Consider the following 15,880-nt stretch of genomic DNA (forward strand, 5'->3'; position numbering starts at 1 on the left):
CGGCGGGCCCGGCGCGGACGGGGCGCCGGGCCCGCACGGTCACTTGTTCAGGACCTCGTTCTTGGCCCGGTCCTGCGCCTCGGCGATCGCGGCGTCGATGTCCTTGCTCCCGGAGAGCACCGCGGTGTGCAGGTCGTTGAGGATGTTCTGCAGCGGCGCGGTGTACTTCCCGACCGGGTTCTCCGGCTTGGTGTCGTGCTTGGTGAAGGCGAACTTGGCGACGGCGTCGGTGGGCACACCCTTGACCGCGAAGATCGTGTCGGCGGCCGCGTCGGTGTTGGCCGGGGTGATCCCGATCGCGGCGAGCGCCTTCGCGGCGTCCGGGCCCGCGGCGTACGAAAGGAATGCCTTGGCCGCGTCGATCTCCCCCTTGTCGATCTTGGGGTTGATCCCGAGACCGGTCGGGTCGGCGAACGTGACCGGGGTGGCCGCGGTGCCGGTGGTCGACTTGTCCGCCTGCGGCGCCGGCGCGATGCCCCACTCGAACGTGTCGGCGTCGCCGCTCTTCTGCTGGCTGAGCAGGGTCGCGATGTACCAGGTGCCCATGGTCATCATGGCCGCCTGCTGCTTGCCGAACTGCGCCTGGTAGGTCAGGTTGTTGGTGGTCGCGTCGCCGAGCCCGACCTGCGCGCCGGCCTTCTGCAGGTCCAGGGCGCGGGTGTAATACGGCTTGAGGTACCCGAAGTTGCCGCTCGCCAGGTCGGCGCCGGGCGTCTGTGCCAGCGCGAAGCCCTGCAGCGTGGACTGCCAGACGTGCTCGTAGATGCCGAGTGCCTTGGAGCCGGCCGTCTTCAGCCCGGTGGTCAGCTGCTTGCCGGCCGCCGCGTAGTCGTCCCAGGTCCACGACCCGTCCGGGTACTTCACCTTCGCCTGGTCGAAGAGCGCCTTGTTGTAGTAGATGACCCAGGAATCACCCCGGTAGGGCACCGCAAAAGTCTTGCCGTCGACCTGGTAGGACGACAGCCCGTTCGCCGACTTCAGACCGGCGGCCACGTCCGACACGTCGAGCAGTTGCTTGCCGCTCTGGTACGTGTAGAAGTTCTTCAAGGTCTTCTGCACGTAGATGTCCGGCGCCTTGCCGGCGGCCAGGTCGGCGATCATCTGGGTGTCGTAGTTCTTCGGGTCGTACTCCTTGAGTTCGACCGTGACGTCCGGGTTCTTCTGGTGGAACCCGTCGGCGAGCAGCTTGAACTCGGGCGTGGTCGCCAGACTCCAGCCGGCCAGGGTGAGTGTGGTCTTGCCGTCCGCGCCGGCGCCGTCGTCGCCGGACGAGCACCCGGTGAGCGCGAGTGAGAGCACCGTGGCGGCGCCGAGGACGGCGGTTATCGAGCGGTTCATCCCTTCTCCTTCAGGTCGAGGTGATGCCGGGTGGTGACACCGTCCGGCCAGGTCACTGTCACGTTCTCGCCGGGGCCGAGGGCGGCCCGGCAGTGCGGTCCCACCACCGGTGCGGCGGTGAGCGCGAGGAGGGTGGCGGTCCAGACCCCGGCGCGCACCGGATGGTCGGCCCACGGCACCCGCACCGGCCCGCCGAGCGGCCCGGCATCGTCGTGCACGGTGAATCCCGCTTCGCTCGCGGCGCCGAATCCGGGTTCACTTCCGGCTTCCCGCCCGGTTTCGCGGCCGGTTTCGCTTCCGGAGCCGAATCCGGATTCACTTCCGGCTTCCCGGTCGGACCTGCGGCCAGGTTCGCGGCCGGAGCCGGGTTCACTTCCGAGGGGCGGGAGTGCGGCTGAGTAGGAGGTCAAGCCGTTGCCGGTGGCGGTCACGGTGGCGCCGATGACCGCTGCGTCGCCACGGCCCGCCACCGGCCAGCCGCCGACGCGCAGGCGGAGCGTGTCCGGGTCGCCGGCGACGTCGTCGACCCGCGCGAGGCGTAGCTCGAACGGGCCGCGGACCAGCGAGAAGACCGTGAGGGTCGCGGCCCGCTCGGCCGTTCCGGACCGCCCGGATCCGTGGTCCGGGCCGCTGTCATCGGCACGGATCCAGTGCACCGGACCGCGCGAACCAGCCAACCCTTCCTGTACGACCAGAGTGCGCATGCCGGCCCGATGCGTGGTGTTCCCGGCCCGGTCGATCAGGGTGACCGACTGGTCCACCGGCGCGATCCAGCCCGACTCGTCGAGCACCGGCGCGGTCGCCGTGGAATAGCCGAGCCGGGCGTAGAGCGGGGAGTCCGCGCCCGGCTGACCCTCGTACGCATGATCGGTTCCATGGTTGACGACCCGCACGATGCCGTCGGCCCTGGTCCCGCTGATCAGCCACCCGGGTGCGGTGACCGCCCGCGACACGTCCCCGCGCTCGATCGGCAGCGGCTCCCCCGGCGCGGTCCACACCGGATGGTCGGCCGGCAACGCGATCCCGAGCAGCCCCTTGCTGGCCCAGTACGGCGACCCGGGCCCGGAGTACGACTGCGCCAGCCGCCGCCACGGCCCGTGCCAGCCCAGGCTCAGCAGTCCGTCGGCGTCCGGCGCCCCGCGCTCGGCGAAGTGCTGCACGATCCGCGTCGCGGCGTGCCGGAGCTGGCCGGGCGGCGCCGACGGCACCCCGGCGATCGCGCCGGCCCAGAACGGTGCGGCCGCCGCGAACCGGTAGATCAGGCTGCGCCCCTGCAGCAGCGGCGACCCGTCCCCGCCGACCAGCGCCAGTGCGTCCTGCAGGTATCGGTCGAGGTCGTCGGTGTACCGCTGCCGGCGCGGCGCGGCGACATCCTCGGCGCCGGCCATCCGCGCCCAGAGGGTCGGATAGAGGTGCAGCGCCCAGCCGGTGTAGTGGTCGTACGCCCGCCGCGGCCCGTCGGACAGCCACCCGCCGGCCCGCCGGAACGAGTCGTGCGTGGCCAGGTCGGCCTCGACCTCGCCGGCCGACCACGGCCCGCCGACCGACCGCAGGAACGTCTGCACGACCAGCCGGAACCAGACCCAGTTGATCTGCGGGTACGTGTCGTCGCCGACGGCCGGCGCGAGATAGTCGACGACCTGCTCCTGCACCCGCTCGCCGAGCCGGTCCCACAGCCAGGGCCGGGTCATGTCCAGGATCAGGGCGATGCTGGCCGCCTCGACCTTGGCCTGGCCGTGCTCGGTGAGCCGGACCCAGCGCTCCGGCGAGGCCTGGTCGACGCCGGCGGCCAGGCCGGTGGCGTACCAGTCGATCAGCTCGTCGAGACCGGCGCCGCGCGCTCCGGCGATCCGGAACCCGGCGGTCAGGAACGTCCGGGCGAAACCCTCGAGGCCGTCGACGTCACGGCCGTAGCCACCCTCGGCGCCGGGCGGGACGATCCGGGCGTGGCCCGGGGACCCGTGGCGGCGGGCGGCGGCGAGCAGCCGGTCGGCCAGGTTCAGCCAGTCGTCTCGGGACCAGTCCTGGTCGGTTCTGGTCAGTGTTCTCAGGTCCTCAGGCACGCGGCACTCTCCGAACGGGAGCGGACGGCTCGGTTTCGAGGACGTTAAACGCTCACAATCGAGCATGTCAATGTCTTGAACGGACTGTTGCAGTCAGAAGTGATCGTGCGTTCTCCACCTGGAGTTTCCCTCGACAACCGTCCAGAGTGGCGGTTTCGGAGGCGCTCCGGCAGCCATCCATGAGCACCTAAGTGATCTGTTACGATCACGAACGATCAGGCCGGGACGGGGGACATGAGCAGCACCTCGGAACACCGCAACGGCCCGCTCCCGGCAGCCGGCCCGGCGGCGGCCGGCGGCCCGGTCGCCGCGGCCTGGGCCGGCCTCGGGCCCGCCGCCCTGCTGCCGCCCGGCCGCTGCCTGCCGGTGCCACCGGCCACCGACCGGGCCACCTGGGATCCCGCCGCGCTGGACCCGGTCACCCTCGGCGGGCTGCGCGACCGCGCCGCCGCCGAGCTCGGGACACCCTGGCCGGTGCCGCTCGCGAGCGGCTTCGCCAGGTACTTCCGGGACGGCGACCGGGACACGTACGAGCAGGTGATCTGGGCCCGGCGGGACCGGGTCAGCCGCGCCGCGGTGCTCGCCGCGGTCACCCTCGAACCGCGCTGGCTGGACGAGGTGGTCGACGGCGTCGTGCTGTGGTGCGAGCAGAGCACCTGGTGCTGGCCGGCGCACGACGACACGTTCACGCGCCACGGGTCGGTGCTGCCGGAGGTGACCACGCCGTACCTCGATCTCGGGGCCGGCGAGGTGGCCGCCCAGCTCGCCTGGATCGACCATCTGCTGGGCGCGCAGCTCGACGAGCGGGCGCCCGGTGTGCGTTCGCGGATCCGCTACGAGGTGGAGCGGCGGGTGCTCCGCCCGTTCCGCGAGCGCCGGGACTGGCACTGGCTGGGACTCGACGGCGACGTGCACAACTGGAACCCGTGGATCCACGGAAACCTGCTGGTCGCGGTCCTCGGTCTGGTCACCGATCCGCCGCTGCGCACGGCGCTGACGCGCCTGATAGTCGACGGTCTTGATCGGTACGTGGTGGCGCTCCCGCCCGACGGGGCGATCGACGAGGGGTACGCGTACTGGTGGAACGGGGCGGGACGGTTGCTCGAAGCGCTCGACCTCCTCGACCACGCCTCGGGCGGGGCGCTGGGCGGCGCACCGGTCACGGCGTCGCTGCGCGAGACGGTCGCCTTCCCGTACCGGATGCACCTGGGCGGACCGTGGTACCTGAGCCTGGCGGACAGCCCGGCCCGCCCGTCGAGCGAGCAGCCGTGGCGTGCCCTGCACCGGGAGGCCCGACGGGTGGGCGACCCGGCAGCGCTCGCCCACGCGGCAGCCCAGCGGCGGCCGGGCTCACCGGTCGCGCAGGAGAGCGACGGCCTCGGGCGGTTGCTGTCCGCCCTGACCGACCCGTCCTGGGCGGCGGCCGCTGCCCCCACCTCCCCGGCTCCGGCCCCCGCAGCGCCCGCCCCCACGGCGTCGACCCCCGCAGCTCCGACCGCTGCGGCTCCGACCTCTGCGGCGGAGCCCTGGCTGGCGCGGGACGTGTGGTGGCCGTCGACCGAGGTGCTGGTGGCGCGGATGGCGACGGGCAGCTCGGCCGGGCTCACCCTGGCCGTCAAGGGTGGGCACAACGGGGAGCACCACAACCACAACGACGTGGGCAGTGTCGTGGTGGCGCTGCACGGGGTGCCGGTGCTGATCGATCCGGGGCGGCCGACGTACACGGCGGCGACGTTCGGGGCCGGGCGGTACGACGTGTGGGCGATGCAGAGCTCGTGGCACAACGTTCCGGAGATCCGGGGCGTGGCGCAGGCCGCCGGCCGGGAGCACGCCGCCCGGGGTGTGACGACGAGCAGCTCCGACGCGTACACACAGATGTTTTTGGATCTTGCGGACGCCTATCCGGCGGCCGGCGTGCGGACCTGGCACCGGATCGCCCGCCTTGATCGCGCCGCAGGCGTGGTGACCGTAAGAGATCAGTGGGAGCTCGCGCCGGCGGGCCGCGCGCCGACCCGGATCCACCTGGTCCTGGCCGGCGCGGTCCGGACCGGCGCCGGATACGCCGAGGTGACCGCCCTGGACGGCGCGGGTGTGCTGCGGCTGGCCTGGAGCCCACCGGTACCGTCCGCGACAACCGTGCGCGAGCTGGACGACCCCCTGCTCAGCAGCGTGTGGGGCGATCATGTGACTCGGCTGGAGATCGACGTGAGCGGGCTCGGACCGATCGGTACGCTCGACCTGACCGTGAAGGAGCAGCGGTGAACACATCGGACAAACGGGGTCCCCTGCCGGACACCCGGCGGGCCCGGCTGCTCGAGGCGCTGCAGCGGGACGGCGTGCTACGGATCTCCGACCTGACCGAGACGCTCGGTGCCGCGGCCGTGACGATCCGCCGGGACATCGCCCAGCTGGCCGCGGAGGGCCTGGTCCGGCGGGTGCACGGCGGGGTGACGCTGCCGTCGGCGGACGATCCGCCGCCGGCGTCCGAGCCGCAGGTCACCTCGCTCGGGATGCTGGTGCCGTCGCTGGACTACTACTACCCGGCGGTGGCCCGTGGCGCCGAGGAGGCGGCCCGCGAGCTGGACATGCGGATCGTGCTGCGCGGCTCGTCCTACGAGACCGAAGATGATCGGCCGCAGCTGGCCCGGCTCGTCGATCAGGGCGTGGACGCGCTGATCGTCGCGCCCCGGATGGACGTGCCGACCGCCGGCCGCACCGTCGACTGGCTGGCCGGCACCGGGCTGCCGGTGGTGCTGCTGGAACGCACCGCGGCGACCGGCCCGTTCCACGACGCCCTGGAGTCGGTGGTCACCGATCACGCGCTGGGCGCCGCCATGGCCGTCCGGCACCTGGCCGGCCTGGGCCACCGCAAGATCGGCGTGGTCCTGGCGGTGGGCAGCCCGACCCGCCCGCACGTCCGCCGCGGCTGGCTCGAGGCCACCACCGAGTGCGGCCTGGACGTGACCGCGACCGTCGACGCCCAGATCCCGAACGCGGCCAGCCCGTCACTGACCGCCGCCCTGGACGAGGTCCTCGACCGCTGCCTGGCCACCGGTACGACGGCCTTGCTGGTGCACGCCGACCCGGAGGCGATAGCCCTGGTCCAGCGCTGCGAGGAACGCCGCCTGGCAGTCCCCGGCCAGCTCTCGGTGGTCGCCTACGACGACGAGGTGGCCGGCCTGTTCAGCCCGGCGCTGACCGCGGTCCGCCCGCCGCGCCGCTCCATCGGCCGAGCCGCCGTCCGCCTGGTCGCCGACCGCCTGACCGACCCTGATCGCCCCGCCCACCGGGTGGTGATCAGCCCCTCCTTGCACCTGCGAGCCTCCACCGCCGCCCCACCCACCTGACCATGCCGCCACGACCCGCGTTGAAGTGCCGTGGGCCGGTATCAAGTCAGGTACCGACGCTCAGACCAAAGGTGAACGCGAGGGCCGCATCGACTCTGCGCATTGTCTCGCGCGACAGCGCACCGGCATTCTGCAGCAGGTCTTCTTTGTCGATCTCGGCCAACGTGCCACAAAGAACAACGCCAGTCATCTGATCCTGGCTACTCAACCCGACGACTTCGGGGAGATCCTGGAATTTCATCGTCGTAGTCATGCGAGCGGCGATAACCGTTCTTCTACGCCGCTGATTGATTCTGTTATTGCTGACGACAAGCCACGGCTTACGACCGAACTCCGTCTCGACCCACCAGACCTGGCCACGGTACGGGTTCACGCGTGCTGTCCAGCCTGCCGCATTGCTGATCTCTTGGCGAGTTCAGCGATCTCGTCGTAGACGTGTTCCTCCTCTCGGAGCCACCTCTCGTAGTCGTCGTAGCCCTCTTCGGAGGCCTCACTGTCGCCGGCAGTTCTCACCGGCCTCCGCAGCATGACATCTGAAAAGAATGTGATCAGCTGTTCCTGCTGTTGCAGGCGTTCGGCCGCGGATTGGCGCTCCCGCTCGAGTGCCTGCCGCGCGACGAGCCAGGTCAAGATGACGGCCACCAGGCTCAATCCCACACCGACCGCGGCGATCGCAATGCTAGTGGCGCTTCCGGCAGACCCCATTCGGTCATCATGACGCATGATGTCGCCTCCGCGCCACGATGCGGGGCTCGTTCAGGAGTAGCGGTTGAAGATGGTGGGTAGGGTGAGCCGCCATGAGCACTGAAGCGATCGTGACCTACCGCACCAGCGACGAAGGCTATACGTTGCACGCGGCCCTGATGATCGCGGAGCTGGACGTCGACGCCGCCGACGAGCTCCGGGAAAGCCTGGAGAAGGCGGTCACGGCGTCGGAGTGCCGGCAGCTCAGCCTGGACCTGGCCGAGGTGACATTCATCGACTCCTACGCCCTCGGTGCCCTGGTCGGCGCCCGCAACAGCGCCGCCGCGGCCGGGCTGACCATGGTGCTGACCCGGCCGTCGCCGCCGGTCCGGCAGGCCATCGAGGTCACCGGCCTGGCCGAGGTCTTCGGCCTCGAACCGGTCTGACCCACCCCCGGCTCGCTCAGCGGAGGGCTTTCCACCAGAGGTAGGTGGCCAGGCCGATCGCGGCCACGGCGATGACCACCTGCAAGGGCCGTTCCGGGCTCCTCCGGACCACCGCCGGGCCGAGCCAGCTGCCGGCCAGGCAACCGATGGCGAGCAGGGCGGCCGCGTCCCAGTGCACCGGGCCGATCAGGGCGTACAGGATCGCGGCGGCCAGGTTGGCGGCGCCCAGGACCATCGTCTTGACCGCGTTCGTGATGGCCAGGGCCTCGGTCGTGGCGACCGCCATCGCGGCGAGCAGCAGCACCCCGGCCGCCGCCCCGAAGTAGCCGCCGTAGATGCCGATCAGGAAGATCGCCAGGTTCAGCGGCGGGCGACGGCCCGGGCGGGTGTACCAGTCGCGCAGCGGTTCGCGGAACAGCAGGGCGAGCGCGCCGAGCACGATCAGGAACGGGACGATCAGCTCGAAGGCCGACGTGGGCGTACCCATCAGCAGCAGGCCCCCGGCGATGCCGCCGGCCGCGCAGACCACCCCGGCCCGGACCATCCGGCGGCCCTGGCCGCGCAGTTCGTGGCGTGCCCCGCCGGCGGTGCCGGCCGGAGCGGCCAGCAGCGCGACGGTATTGGTCATGCTCGCGGCCACCGGTGGCAGCCCGGCCGCCAGCAGCACCGGATAGCTGACCAGCGAGGCGAGTCCGGCGATCGAGCCGGTCAGCCCGGACCCGACACCTCCGGCCAGCAGCAGGGCGGCGCGTTCAAGGTCCACGTCGGCCCAGCGTACGGATACGCCGGGCCGACTCGGTCAGGAGCGGGACCACAGTTGAGTGGTAGCGGTACCGCAGGTCAGCTGTTGGAGGTCGACGGCGTCGGCCGCCAGGGCCAGGCACTTGCCCGAGTGGCGCGCCTTGAGCTGGTAGTAGCCGCTGCTCGCGACCCACGACCACTGCTGGTTGGCGCCGGTCCCGCACGTGTACTGGATGATGTTGGCGCCGTCCGCGGTCGACGACGACGCCACGTCCAGGCACTTGCCGCTGTTGCGGTTGATCACGTGGAGGTAGCCGCCGCCGGTGGAGCGGAAGTCCCACTGCTGGTTGGTGCCGGTGTTAGCGGCGTACGTCTTGACCTCGGCGTTGTCGGCCGTCGACGAGTTCCAGACGTCGATCACCTTGCCCGAGCTGCGGTTGGTGACCTGGTAGTACGGCACCGCGCTGCCGGTGACCGTGCCCGCCGCCGCGTCCACGGTGATCGTCGGTGACCAGCCGAGCGTCATCGAGGTGCTGCTCGGGAAGCTGATCGGCAGCCAGACGTACTCGGAGCTGTTGACCGGGCCGCCCCACGCGCCGGCCCAGCGGTCACCCATGTACAGGAAGCTGTTGCCGAGCTGCAGCACGTACGCGGGCTGGGAGTTGTACGTGGTCGCGTCGCCCACGTTGGTCCAGCCGGTCCACGGCCCCGCGATGCTGGACGCGGTGGCATAACGGGACTGGTTGGGGTTCCAGCCGGACGTGCCGGAGGTCAGCATGAAGTACGTGCTGCCCCGCTTGAACAGGGCCGGCGCCTCCCGGGACGCGTCGTTCCAGAAGTTGCCGACCACCGACTCGACGTTGCGGTAGTCCGCCGTGAGCCGGTAGATCATCAGGTCCCGGTTCTCGTCGGCCGCCGAGATCATGTAGGCCGTCGAGCCCTCCTGGTAGAGCGTGATGTCCCGGGACATGTAGCTACCCAGGGGACGGAAGCTCCCCGCGTACGCATAAGTCCCGTCGACCGTGTCGGAAACCGCGACCGCAGCGCGGGCCTCGGCATAATCGGACCCGTTCTCCTTGTGCATCCACATCACGTACTTGCCGGTGGCCGCGTTGTAGACCACCTTGGGCCGCTCGATCTTGGCGGAGGCCAGCTCGGCCGCGGACGAGCGGGTGAGCACGTTGTTGCGGAACTCCCAGGTGAGCAGATCGGTCGACCGGTAGACGCTGACGGCGTAGAACGTGTCGTCCGCGCTCCGGTTCTCGCCGAACCAGTAGTAGTAGGAACCGACCTTGATCACGCCGCCGCCATGGGCGTGCACCCCGCCGAACTGGGTCCCGTTCGTCACCGTGACCGGGGTGAGCAGCATCAGCAGCGCCATGAGGATCTTCATGCCGCGCTCCGGGTCCACTGCTGGTTGGTGCCGCCGTTGCAGGTGTACTGGCTGATGTCGGTGCCGTCGGCGGTGCCCGCGGCGACCACGTCCAGGCACTTGCCGCTGTGCCGCGCGACGAGCGTCCAGTAGCTGCCGGTGGCGACCCACGACCACTGCTGGTTGGTGCCGGTCCCGCAGGTGTACTGGACCACGTTCGCGCCGTCCGCGGTCGACGCCGACGCGACGTCCAGGCACTTGCCGCTGAACTGGTTGACCACCCGGACGTAACCGCTGCCGACGTCCTCGAACGCCCACTTCTGGTTGGCGCCACCGTTCCAGGTGTACTGCTTGACCTCGGCGCTCTCCGCGATCGACGAGCCGACCACGTCCATCACCTTGCCGCTGTTGCGGTTGGTGACCCGGTAGTGCGCCAGCAGCGCGTTCCCGCCGCCGTCCAGGCCCCACGAGTAGCGCAGCTGGTCGCGCCCGGAGGCGTTGGTGGTGGTCAGGGTCAGCGCCGTGCCGCTGCCGCTGATCTCCTGCAGCCGGTACGGGTCGGCGATCCGGATGCCCGGCCAGTAGACCGTGCCGAGCCCCTCGGCCCGTGCCTCGGCGGCGACACCGCGCAGGAACGGTACGAACTTGTCGCTCGACGACACCGCGTTGTAGTTGCGCCCGTCGGTCATCGTGGCGCCGAACTCGGTGATCAGCACCCGGCTCGCGTAGCTGCCCACGCTGGTGCGCAGCGCCTCGCGCCAGGAGTCCTCGGTGACCCGGGCGGCGTCGAAGAACTGGTAGATGTGCCGGGAGATCAGCGTGCCGTCGAACCGGGTGTCGCTGCCGATCGTGGTGAGCCGCTGGTTGTACCCGGCCCCGCTGATGATCACGCGGGCGCGCGGGACGCTCGCGTAGTTCGTGAGCCACTGGGCGGCGAGGTTCTTCCAGTCGGTGTCGCTGTAGCCGTACGGCTCGTTGAACGGCTCGAAGTAGACGTTGGCGTTCGACGCGTACCTGGTCACGATGGTCTGCCACATCGACCAGAACTGGGTGCTGTTGTCGACCAGGCCGTCCCGGGAGCTGTTCGCCTCCCAGTAGCTGAGGATGACCTTGCCCTTGCTCGCGGCGGTGTCGATGGCGCCGACGTACGAGGCCCAGTACGACCCGGACACCGTCGGGTAGTTGACCGGCATCCGTACCGTGTTCGCGCCCAGGTTGTTCTGGAAGCCGGTGATGATGGCGTTCGCCTTGGCCTGCGTGGTGGCGTAACTGTCCGACGTGCTCAGACCGCCCAGGACGAGGGTGTCGTCGACGAAGTTGTCCCGCTGGTCGGCCCAGTTCACCCCGCGGAAGCCATTGGTCGCGGCGGTGGCCGGGGAGGAGGACGCGACGAGCGCGCCGGAGAGGAAGAGCAGGACCGCGCCGAGCGCGGTGGGGATTCTTGCTCGCATGACACATTCGTAATACCCGCGACACATGGGCACCACGATGCGAACCCAGGTGTTCAGAAGCGTTCAGAGTCGAACAACCCGGCCCAGCGACGACTCGCGGATCATCAGCTCCGGGGCGACCAGCACGCCCTGCACCGGCCTGCGGTCGCCGCTGAGCAGCCGGGAGACCATCAGCTCGACGGCGATCCGGCCCACGTGGTTCTTCGGCGGGCGGACCGCGGTCAGCGCCGGCTCGGCCAGGTGGGCGATCTCGTCGTCGTAGGAGACCAGCGCGAGGTCGCCGGGGACGTCCAGGCCGGCCCCGGCCAGCGCGCGGGCGATCGCGATGGCGTCCGGGTCGCTGTGCACGATCAGCGCGGTCGGACCGCCCCGGCCGCACGCCGCGACCGCCGGGTCCGGGCCGGCGAAGACCAGGTCGTCCGGCAGGCCGAGGTCGGCCCAGCCCCGAGCCAGATAGGCCGAGGTCGGGCTGCCCGCGGAGAGCACCAGACCGATCCGGCGGTGCCCCTGATCACCGAGGTGCCGGACCGCCATCTCCAGGCCCAGGCCGTGGTCGCTGCGGACCCACTCGATCCGGCGGGCGGCCGGTGACCAGCGCCGGGGCTGCCGTTCGACGAGCACGGCCGGCACCGGCAGCCCGCCGATCCAGTCGATCATCCGATCCGCCTCGGCCGGCGCCGGTGACAGGCACGGCGCCAGCAGCACCCCCTGGACCTGCTGTTCGTCGACGAGCCGGCCGATCTGCCGGCGGTCCTCGGCCGGGTCGTACCGGGAGCCGCGCAGTTGGATCGTGACACCGAGGGCCGCCGCCGCGGCGCGCGCACCGGCCACGATCGGGGGCCAATAAAAATCCAGCGAGGGTACGACCATGCCGATCGTCCAGGCCTGTCGCGGGCGCAGCGCGGGCCGCGGCTGCGCCGGCAGCGTGGCGCCGCCGTGCACCCGGGTGACCAGGTTCCGGGCGGCCAGCGCGGCGATGTCCCGCCGGATGGTCAGCTCACTGACACCGAGGTCGCGGGCCAGTTCCCGGACCCGGATCGCGCCGTGGTCACGCACCCGGCCCAGCAGCCGTTCGTGCCGCTGCGCCTGGAGAAGCCGGTCCTCCGTCACGCCGCTCCCCAAGGATCGAGATGCAGCGATGTTAACGTAAACCACCGGCCGGGCGTCAGTAGCGGAACGTGTTGACCAGGCTCGTCATGTCCCCGGCCAGCCGGGACAGCTCGGCCACCGCGTCCTGTGCCTCGCGCGCGTTCGCCGAGGCCTTCCGGGCCACCTCGTTCACCTCGGCGATCGCGTCGGACACCCGCCCGGTGTTGCCGGCCGCGTCGGAGACACCCCGGCTCATCTCGGTGGTGGTCGCGGTCTGCTCCTCGACCGCCGAGGCGATCGACGTGGTGTAGTCGCCGATGGTCGCGATCACCTGCACGATCTCGGTGATCGCCGAGATCGTGTTGCCGCTGATCGACTGGATCGCGGTGATCCGGTTGGTGATCTCCTCGGTCGCCCGGGCGGTCTGCTGGGCCAGCTCCTTCACCTCGCCGGCCACCACCGCGAAGCCCTTGCCCATCTCACCGGCCCGGGCCGCCTCGATCGTCGCGTTCAGCGCGAGCAGGTTGGTCTGCTCGGCGATGCTGGTGATCAGCTTGACCACGTCGCCGATCTCGTCGGTCGCCGTGCCCAGCTCGGCCACCTGCCGGTTGGTGGTCTCGGCCACGGTCCGCGCGTTGTTGGCCACCTCGGCGGCCTGCGCGGCGTTGGAGGCGATCTCGCCGATCGAGGCGTTCATCTCCTCGGCCCCGGCGGCCACCGACTGCACACCCTCGTCGACGGTCTGGGTGGCGTCCGCGGCGGTCACCGACTTGTCGGAGACCCGGGCCGCGTCGGCGCCGAGCCGGATCGTGGTCTCGTTGAGCCGCTGGGCGGCGGCCCGCACCTGGTCGGCGGAGCCGGCGATGCCGCGCACGGTGCCGGCCACCTTCTCCACGAACCGGTTGAACGCCTGCGCCAGCTCGCCGGACTCGTCGTCCCGGGTCACCTCGGCCCGCTGGGTCAGGTCACCCTCGCCGTCCGCGATCTGCGCCATCCGGTCTCGGAGCCGCTCGATCGGCCGGACCACCGACCGGGCCAGCAGCAACGCGATCCCCGCCGAGATCAGCACCGCGACCAGCGTGATCCACATGCTGGTGCGCTGCGCGTCGTTCGCCTCGGCCAGGATGGTGGCGGTCGGCACCGTGACGATCAGCGACCAGGTGTCCTCGGTCCCGAGCGCCACCGGCACCGCGATCTGCACCTGCTCGGCGCCGTCCCCGGAGATCACGCGCTGCGCCGCCGCCGCGGAGCCGGCCGCCTTCGCACCCAGCTGGGCCACCGCCGTGTCGGCGGCCTTACCCGCCTGCGCGCTGTCCCCGCCGCCGGCCAGCAGCCCGTTCGAACTGACCAGCATCGCGCTGCCGGTGCCGAACGGCTTGATCGCGGCGACCGTCGCGCCGACGCTCTCCAGCGGCAGGTCGACACCGGCGACACCGACCGTCGTGCCGCCCTTGATGATCGGCGCGGCCATCGAGGTCATCAGCACGGCCTTGCCGCCCACCTCGTACGAGTACGGCTCGAGCACCTTCTCCTTGCCGGTCGTCTGCGCGATCAGGTAGTAGTCGCCGGCGCCCTGTTTCGTGTAGTCGGTGAGCACCGCCGACGTGATGGTGGCGCCGTCCCGGAACCAGTACGGCACGAACCGCCCGGTGGCGTCGTGCCGCGCGTCGGCGTCGCGGTACCGCCGGTCCCGCCCGTCGAACGCGTTCGGCTCCCACGCGGTCCACACCCCGAGATAGGCCGGATGGCCGCTGAGGATCGCCTGGAGCTCGGCGTTCGCCGTCGCCCGGTTGCCACCCGAGGTCGACTCGGCGGCCATCGCCTCGGTCAGGTCCCGGGCGGTGTTCATCGCGGTCATCAGGGTCTGCTGCACCTCGGCGGCGTTGCGGGCGGCGACCTCCCCGGCGTACGCGAACCCGGTCCGGCGCGCCTCCGCCGTGTTGTGCCGGGTGATGTAACCGGCGACCAGGGCCAGGGAGATGCCGGTGAGCAGCACCACGCAGATGATCAGGCGGAGCTTGATGGTCATACGTGGCAGGCGCACCATTGCCCCCTCGGTGGCTCAAAGCAGTCGACAACACCGTGTCGGCACGATCGCCCGGTCGCTGAGGGGAACACCGCGGAACGGGGCATGAGATCATCCGGCGGTGCGCCGCCTGATCGTCACTCTGCTCGTGGTCTGCCAGAGCGCCCAGGCGCTGATCTTCGGCGGGATCGCGCTGTTCCTCCCGCTGATCCGTACCGACCTGGGGCTGAGCTTCTCCCAGGCGGGCACGCTCGCCGCGGCGAGCAGCCTGACCTACGCGCTGATGCAGGTGCCGTCCGGTTTCCTGGCCGACCGGTACTCGCCGCGCACGCTGTTCCTGATCGGGCTGCTCGGCACGAATCTGCTCGCCGCGATGTTCGCCGTGCTCCGTTCGTACGACATGCTCCTGATCAATCAGGCTCTTTCCGGTTTCTTCCGGGCGCTGGTCTTCGCGCCCGGCCTCATGTTGATCAGCGAGCAGTTCCCCAGTGACCGGCGCGCCACCGCGATGGGTCTCTACGTTGCCGGCGGGTTCTCGTCGAACATCCTGCTCAGCTCGACCGGTCCGCTGCTGGTCGGCCCGCTCGGCTGGCGGCTGCTGTTCGTGCTGTTCGCCGCGTCCGGGCTGCTCGCCCTGGTGCTCTACCTGCGGGCTGCCGGGCCGGCCGTGCCGAAACCCGCGCCGGACCACCCGGTACGCGTCGCCGACCTGCCCGTCCTGCTGCGGCACCGGATCGTCTGGCTGACCGGGGTGATCCAGTTCGCCCGGCTGGCCGTCGCGCAGGGCTTCACGTTCTGGCTGCCCACCTGGCTGGTCGTCGACCGCGGCCAGTCGCTCGCCGCGGCCGGGCTGGTCGCCGCGCTCGGCGCCGCGGTGACCGCGCCGGCCAACTTCCTCGGCGGCTACGTCTCGGACCGGATCGGCCGCCCGCTGCTGGTGATCAGCGGCTCGCTGGTGGTGCTGACGGCCGGGCTGGCGCTGCTCACCTACGTGCCCGGGATGCCGGCCGTGCTGGTCGTGGTCGCGCTGATCTCGATGGTCGTGCAGGTCTACTTCGGACCGCTGTTCGCGCTGCCGATCGCCGTGCTCGGGACGCAGCGGGCCGGGCTGATCAGCGGGTTCGGCAACTTCTGCGCGAACCTGGGCGGCTTCGCGTTCGTCTACCTGCTCGGCGCGGTGAAGGACGCCACCGGCTCGTTCCGGGCCGGGTTCCTGAGCCTGGCGGCGCTCTGCGTGGTCGCGCTGGTGGCGGCGTTCTTCGCGCGGACCCGGTCGGACTTGTCCACGTACAGCCGGCCGTCGGCGACCGCGTAGAGGGCGTC

The 15,880-nt window shown here is 71.1% G+C and carries 13 protein-coding genes; 4 read left to right on the plus strand and 9 right to left on the minus strand.

Annotated elements, in window-relative coordinates:
• Positions 1 to 39 precede the first annotated feature (39 nt).
• Entirely contained in the window at positions 40 to 1,338 is a 1,299-nt protein-coding gene (locus tag ADL15_RS34230; RefSeq protein WP_067699787.1) for an ABC transporter substrate-binding protein, read from the minus strand.
• Entirely contained in the window at positions 1,335 to 3,401 is a 2,067-nt protein-coding gene (locus ADL15_RS34235; RefSeq protein WP_067699789.1) for a DUF2264 domain-containing protein, read from the minus strand. Before ADL15_RS34235 ends, ADL15_RS34230 begins: the two co-directional genes overlap by 4 nt.
• 234 nt (positions 3,402 to 3,635) lie before the next feature.
• On the opposite strand from ADL15_RS34235, the gene ADL15_RS34240 reads away from it, so the two are divergent.
• Together ADL15_RS34240 and ADL15_RS34245 are read left to right on the plus strand one after the other, a co-directional pair.
• Positions 3,636 to 5,663: a heparinase II/III domain-containing protein gene (locus tag ADL15_RS34240; protein WP_067699791.1), complete on the plus strand. Its 2,028-nt coding sequence runs from the start codon at positions 3,636 to 3,638 to the stop codon at positions 5,661 to 5,663.
• Positions 5,660 to 6,748, plus strand: a complete 1,089-nt coding sequence (locus ADL15_RS34245) for a substrate-binding domain-containing protein (RefSeq protein ID WP_067699793.1) — start codon at positions 5,660 to 5,662, stop codon at positions 6,746 to 6,748. The genes ADL15_RS34240 and ADL15_RS34245 overlap by 4 nt, the downstream gene beginning before the upstream one ends.
• Before the next feature lie 46 nt (positions 6,749 to 6,794).
• Here the strand turns inward: ADL15_RS34245 and ADL15_RS52010 are convergent, their stop codons facing one another.
• Entirely contained in the window at positions 6,795 to 7,121 is a 327-nt protein-coding gene (locus ADL15_RS52010) for a type II toxin-antitoxin system PemK/MazF family toxin (RefSeq protein WP_198171132.1), read from the minus strand.
• Entirely contained in the window at positions 7,118 to 7,471 is a 354-nt protein-coding gene (locus tag ADL15_RS34255; RefSeq protein WP_157441778.1) for a hypothetical protein, read from the minus strand. Before ADL15_RS34255 ends, ADL15_RS52010 begins: the two co-directional genes overlap by 4 nt.
• 74 nt (positions 7,472 to 7,545) lie before the next feature.
• Between ADL15_RS34255 and ADL15_RS34260 the strand changes: the two genes are divergently transcribed.
• A complete protein-coding gene (locus ADL15_RS34260; RefSeq protein ID WP_067699798.1) occupies positions 7,546 to 7,878 on the plus strand; it encodes an STAS domain-containing protein in 333 nt (110 codons plus the stop codon).
• Between the two features lie 16 nt (positions 7,879 to 7,894).
• On the opposite strand, the gene ADL15_RS34265 is transcribed toward ADL15_RS34260, so the two are convergent.
• The 5 genes from ADL15_RS34265 to ADL15_RS34285 all read right to left on the minus strand — a co-directional run bounded on the left by ADL15_RS34265 (position 7,895) and on the right by ADL15_RS34285 (position 14,560).
• Entirely contained in the window at positions 7,895 to 8,641 is a 747-nt protein-coding gene (locus tag ADL15_RS34265) for a sulfite exporter TauE/SafE family protein (RefSeq protein ID WP_067699801.1), read from the minus strand.
• A gap of 36 nt (positions 8,642 to 8,677) precedes the next feature.
• A complete protein-coding gene (locus tag ADL15_RS34270) occupies positions 8,678 to 10,012 on the minus strand; it encodes an RICIN domain-containing protein (protein ID WP_067699803.1) in 1,335 nt (444 codons plus the stop codon).
• Positions 10,009 to 11,442 carry an RICIN domain-containing protein gene (locus ADL15_RS34275; RefSeq protein WP_067699805.1) on the minus strand — a complete coding sequence of 478 codons (1,434 nt, stop codon included), beginning with the start codon at positions 11,440 to 11,442 and terminating at the stop codon, positions 10,009 to 10,011. The genes ADL15_RS34270 and ADL15_RS34275 overlap by 4 nt, the downstream gene beginning before the upstream one ends.
• Before the next feature lie 63 nt (positions 11,443 to 11,505).
• Entirely contained in the window at positions 11,506 to 12,552 is a 1,047-nt protein-coding gene (locus ADL15_RS34280) for a substrate-binding domain-containing protein (RefSeq protein WP_067699815.1), read from the minus strand.
• A 55-nt stretch (positions 12,553 to 12,607) separates the two neighbouring features.
• The gene (locus tag ADL15_RS34285) at positions 12,608 to 14,560 is read right to left on the minus strand and encodes a methyl-accepting chemotaxis protein (protein ID WP_067699816.1); all 1,953 of its coding nucleotides are present in this window, start codon (positions 14,558 to 14,560) and stop codon (positions 12,608 to 12,610) included.
• Between the two features lie 118 nt (positions 14,561 to 14,678).
• Here ADL15_RS34285 and ADL15_RS52015 point away from each other — a divergent pair, with 118 nt between their 5' ends.
• Positions 14,679 to 15,872 (plus strand): MFS transporter, encoded by a 1,194-nt coding sequence (locus ADL15_RS52015; RefSeq protein ID WP_157441779.1) that lies wholly within the window; start codon positions 14,679 to 14,681, stop codon positions 15,870 to 15,872.
• The last annotated feature ends 8 nt before the right edge of the window (positions 15,873 to 15,880 follow it).

This window comes from Actinoplanes awajinensis subsp. mycoplanecinus (genome assembly GCF_001509495.1).
Taxonomy (GTDB): Bacteria; Actinomycetota; Actinomycetes; order Mycobacteriales; family Micromonosporaceae; genus Actinoplanes; species Actinoplanes palleronii.

Bases quoted from the DNA above. Each gene is read 5' to 3' on its own strand.
- ADL15_RS34270 (WP_067699803.1), bottom strand. From the start codon at position 10,012: ATGAAGATCCTCATGGCGCTGCTGATGCTGCTCACCCCGGTCACGGTG.
- ADL15_RS34230 (WP_067699787.1), bottom strand. From the start codon at position 1,338: ATGAACCGCTCGATAACCGCCGTCCTCGGCGCCGCCACGGTGCTCTCA.
- ADL15_RS34240 (WP_067699791.1), top strand. From the start codon at position 3,636: ATGAGCAGCACCTCGGAACACCGCAACGGCCCGCTCCCGGCAGCCGGC.
- ADL15_RS34285 (WP_067699816.1), bottom strand. From the start codon at position 14,560: ATGACCATCAAGCTCCGCCTGATCATCTGCGTGGTGCTGCTCACCGGC.
- ADL15_RS34275 (WP_067699805.1), bottom strand. From the start codon at position 11,442: ATGCGAGCAAGAATCCCCACCGCGCTCGGCGCGGTCCTGCTCTTCCTC.
- ADL15_RS34260 (WP_067699798.1), top strand. From the start codon at position 7,546: ATGAGCACTGAAGCGATCGTGACCTACCGCACCAGCGACGAAGGCTAT.
- ADL15_RS34255 (WP_157441778.1), bottom strand. From the start codon at position 7,471: ATGCGTCATGATGACCGAATGGGGTCTGCCGGAAGCGCCACTAGCATT.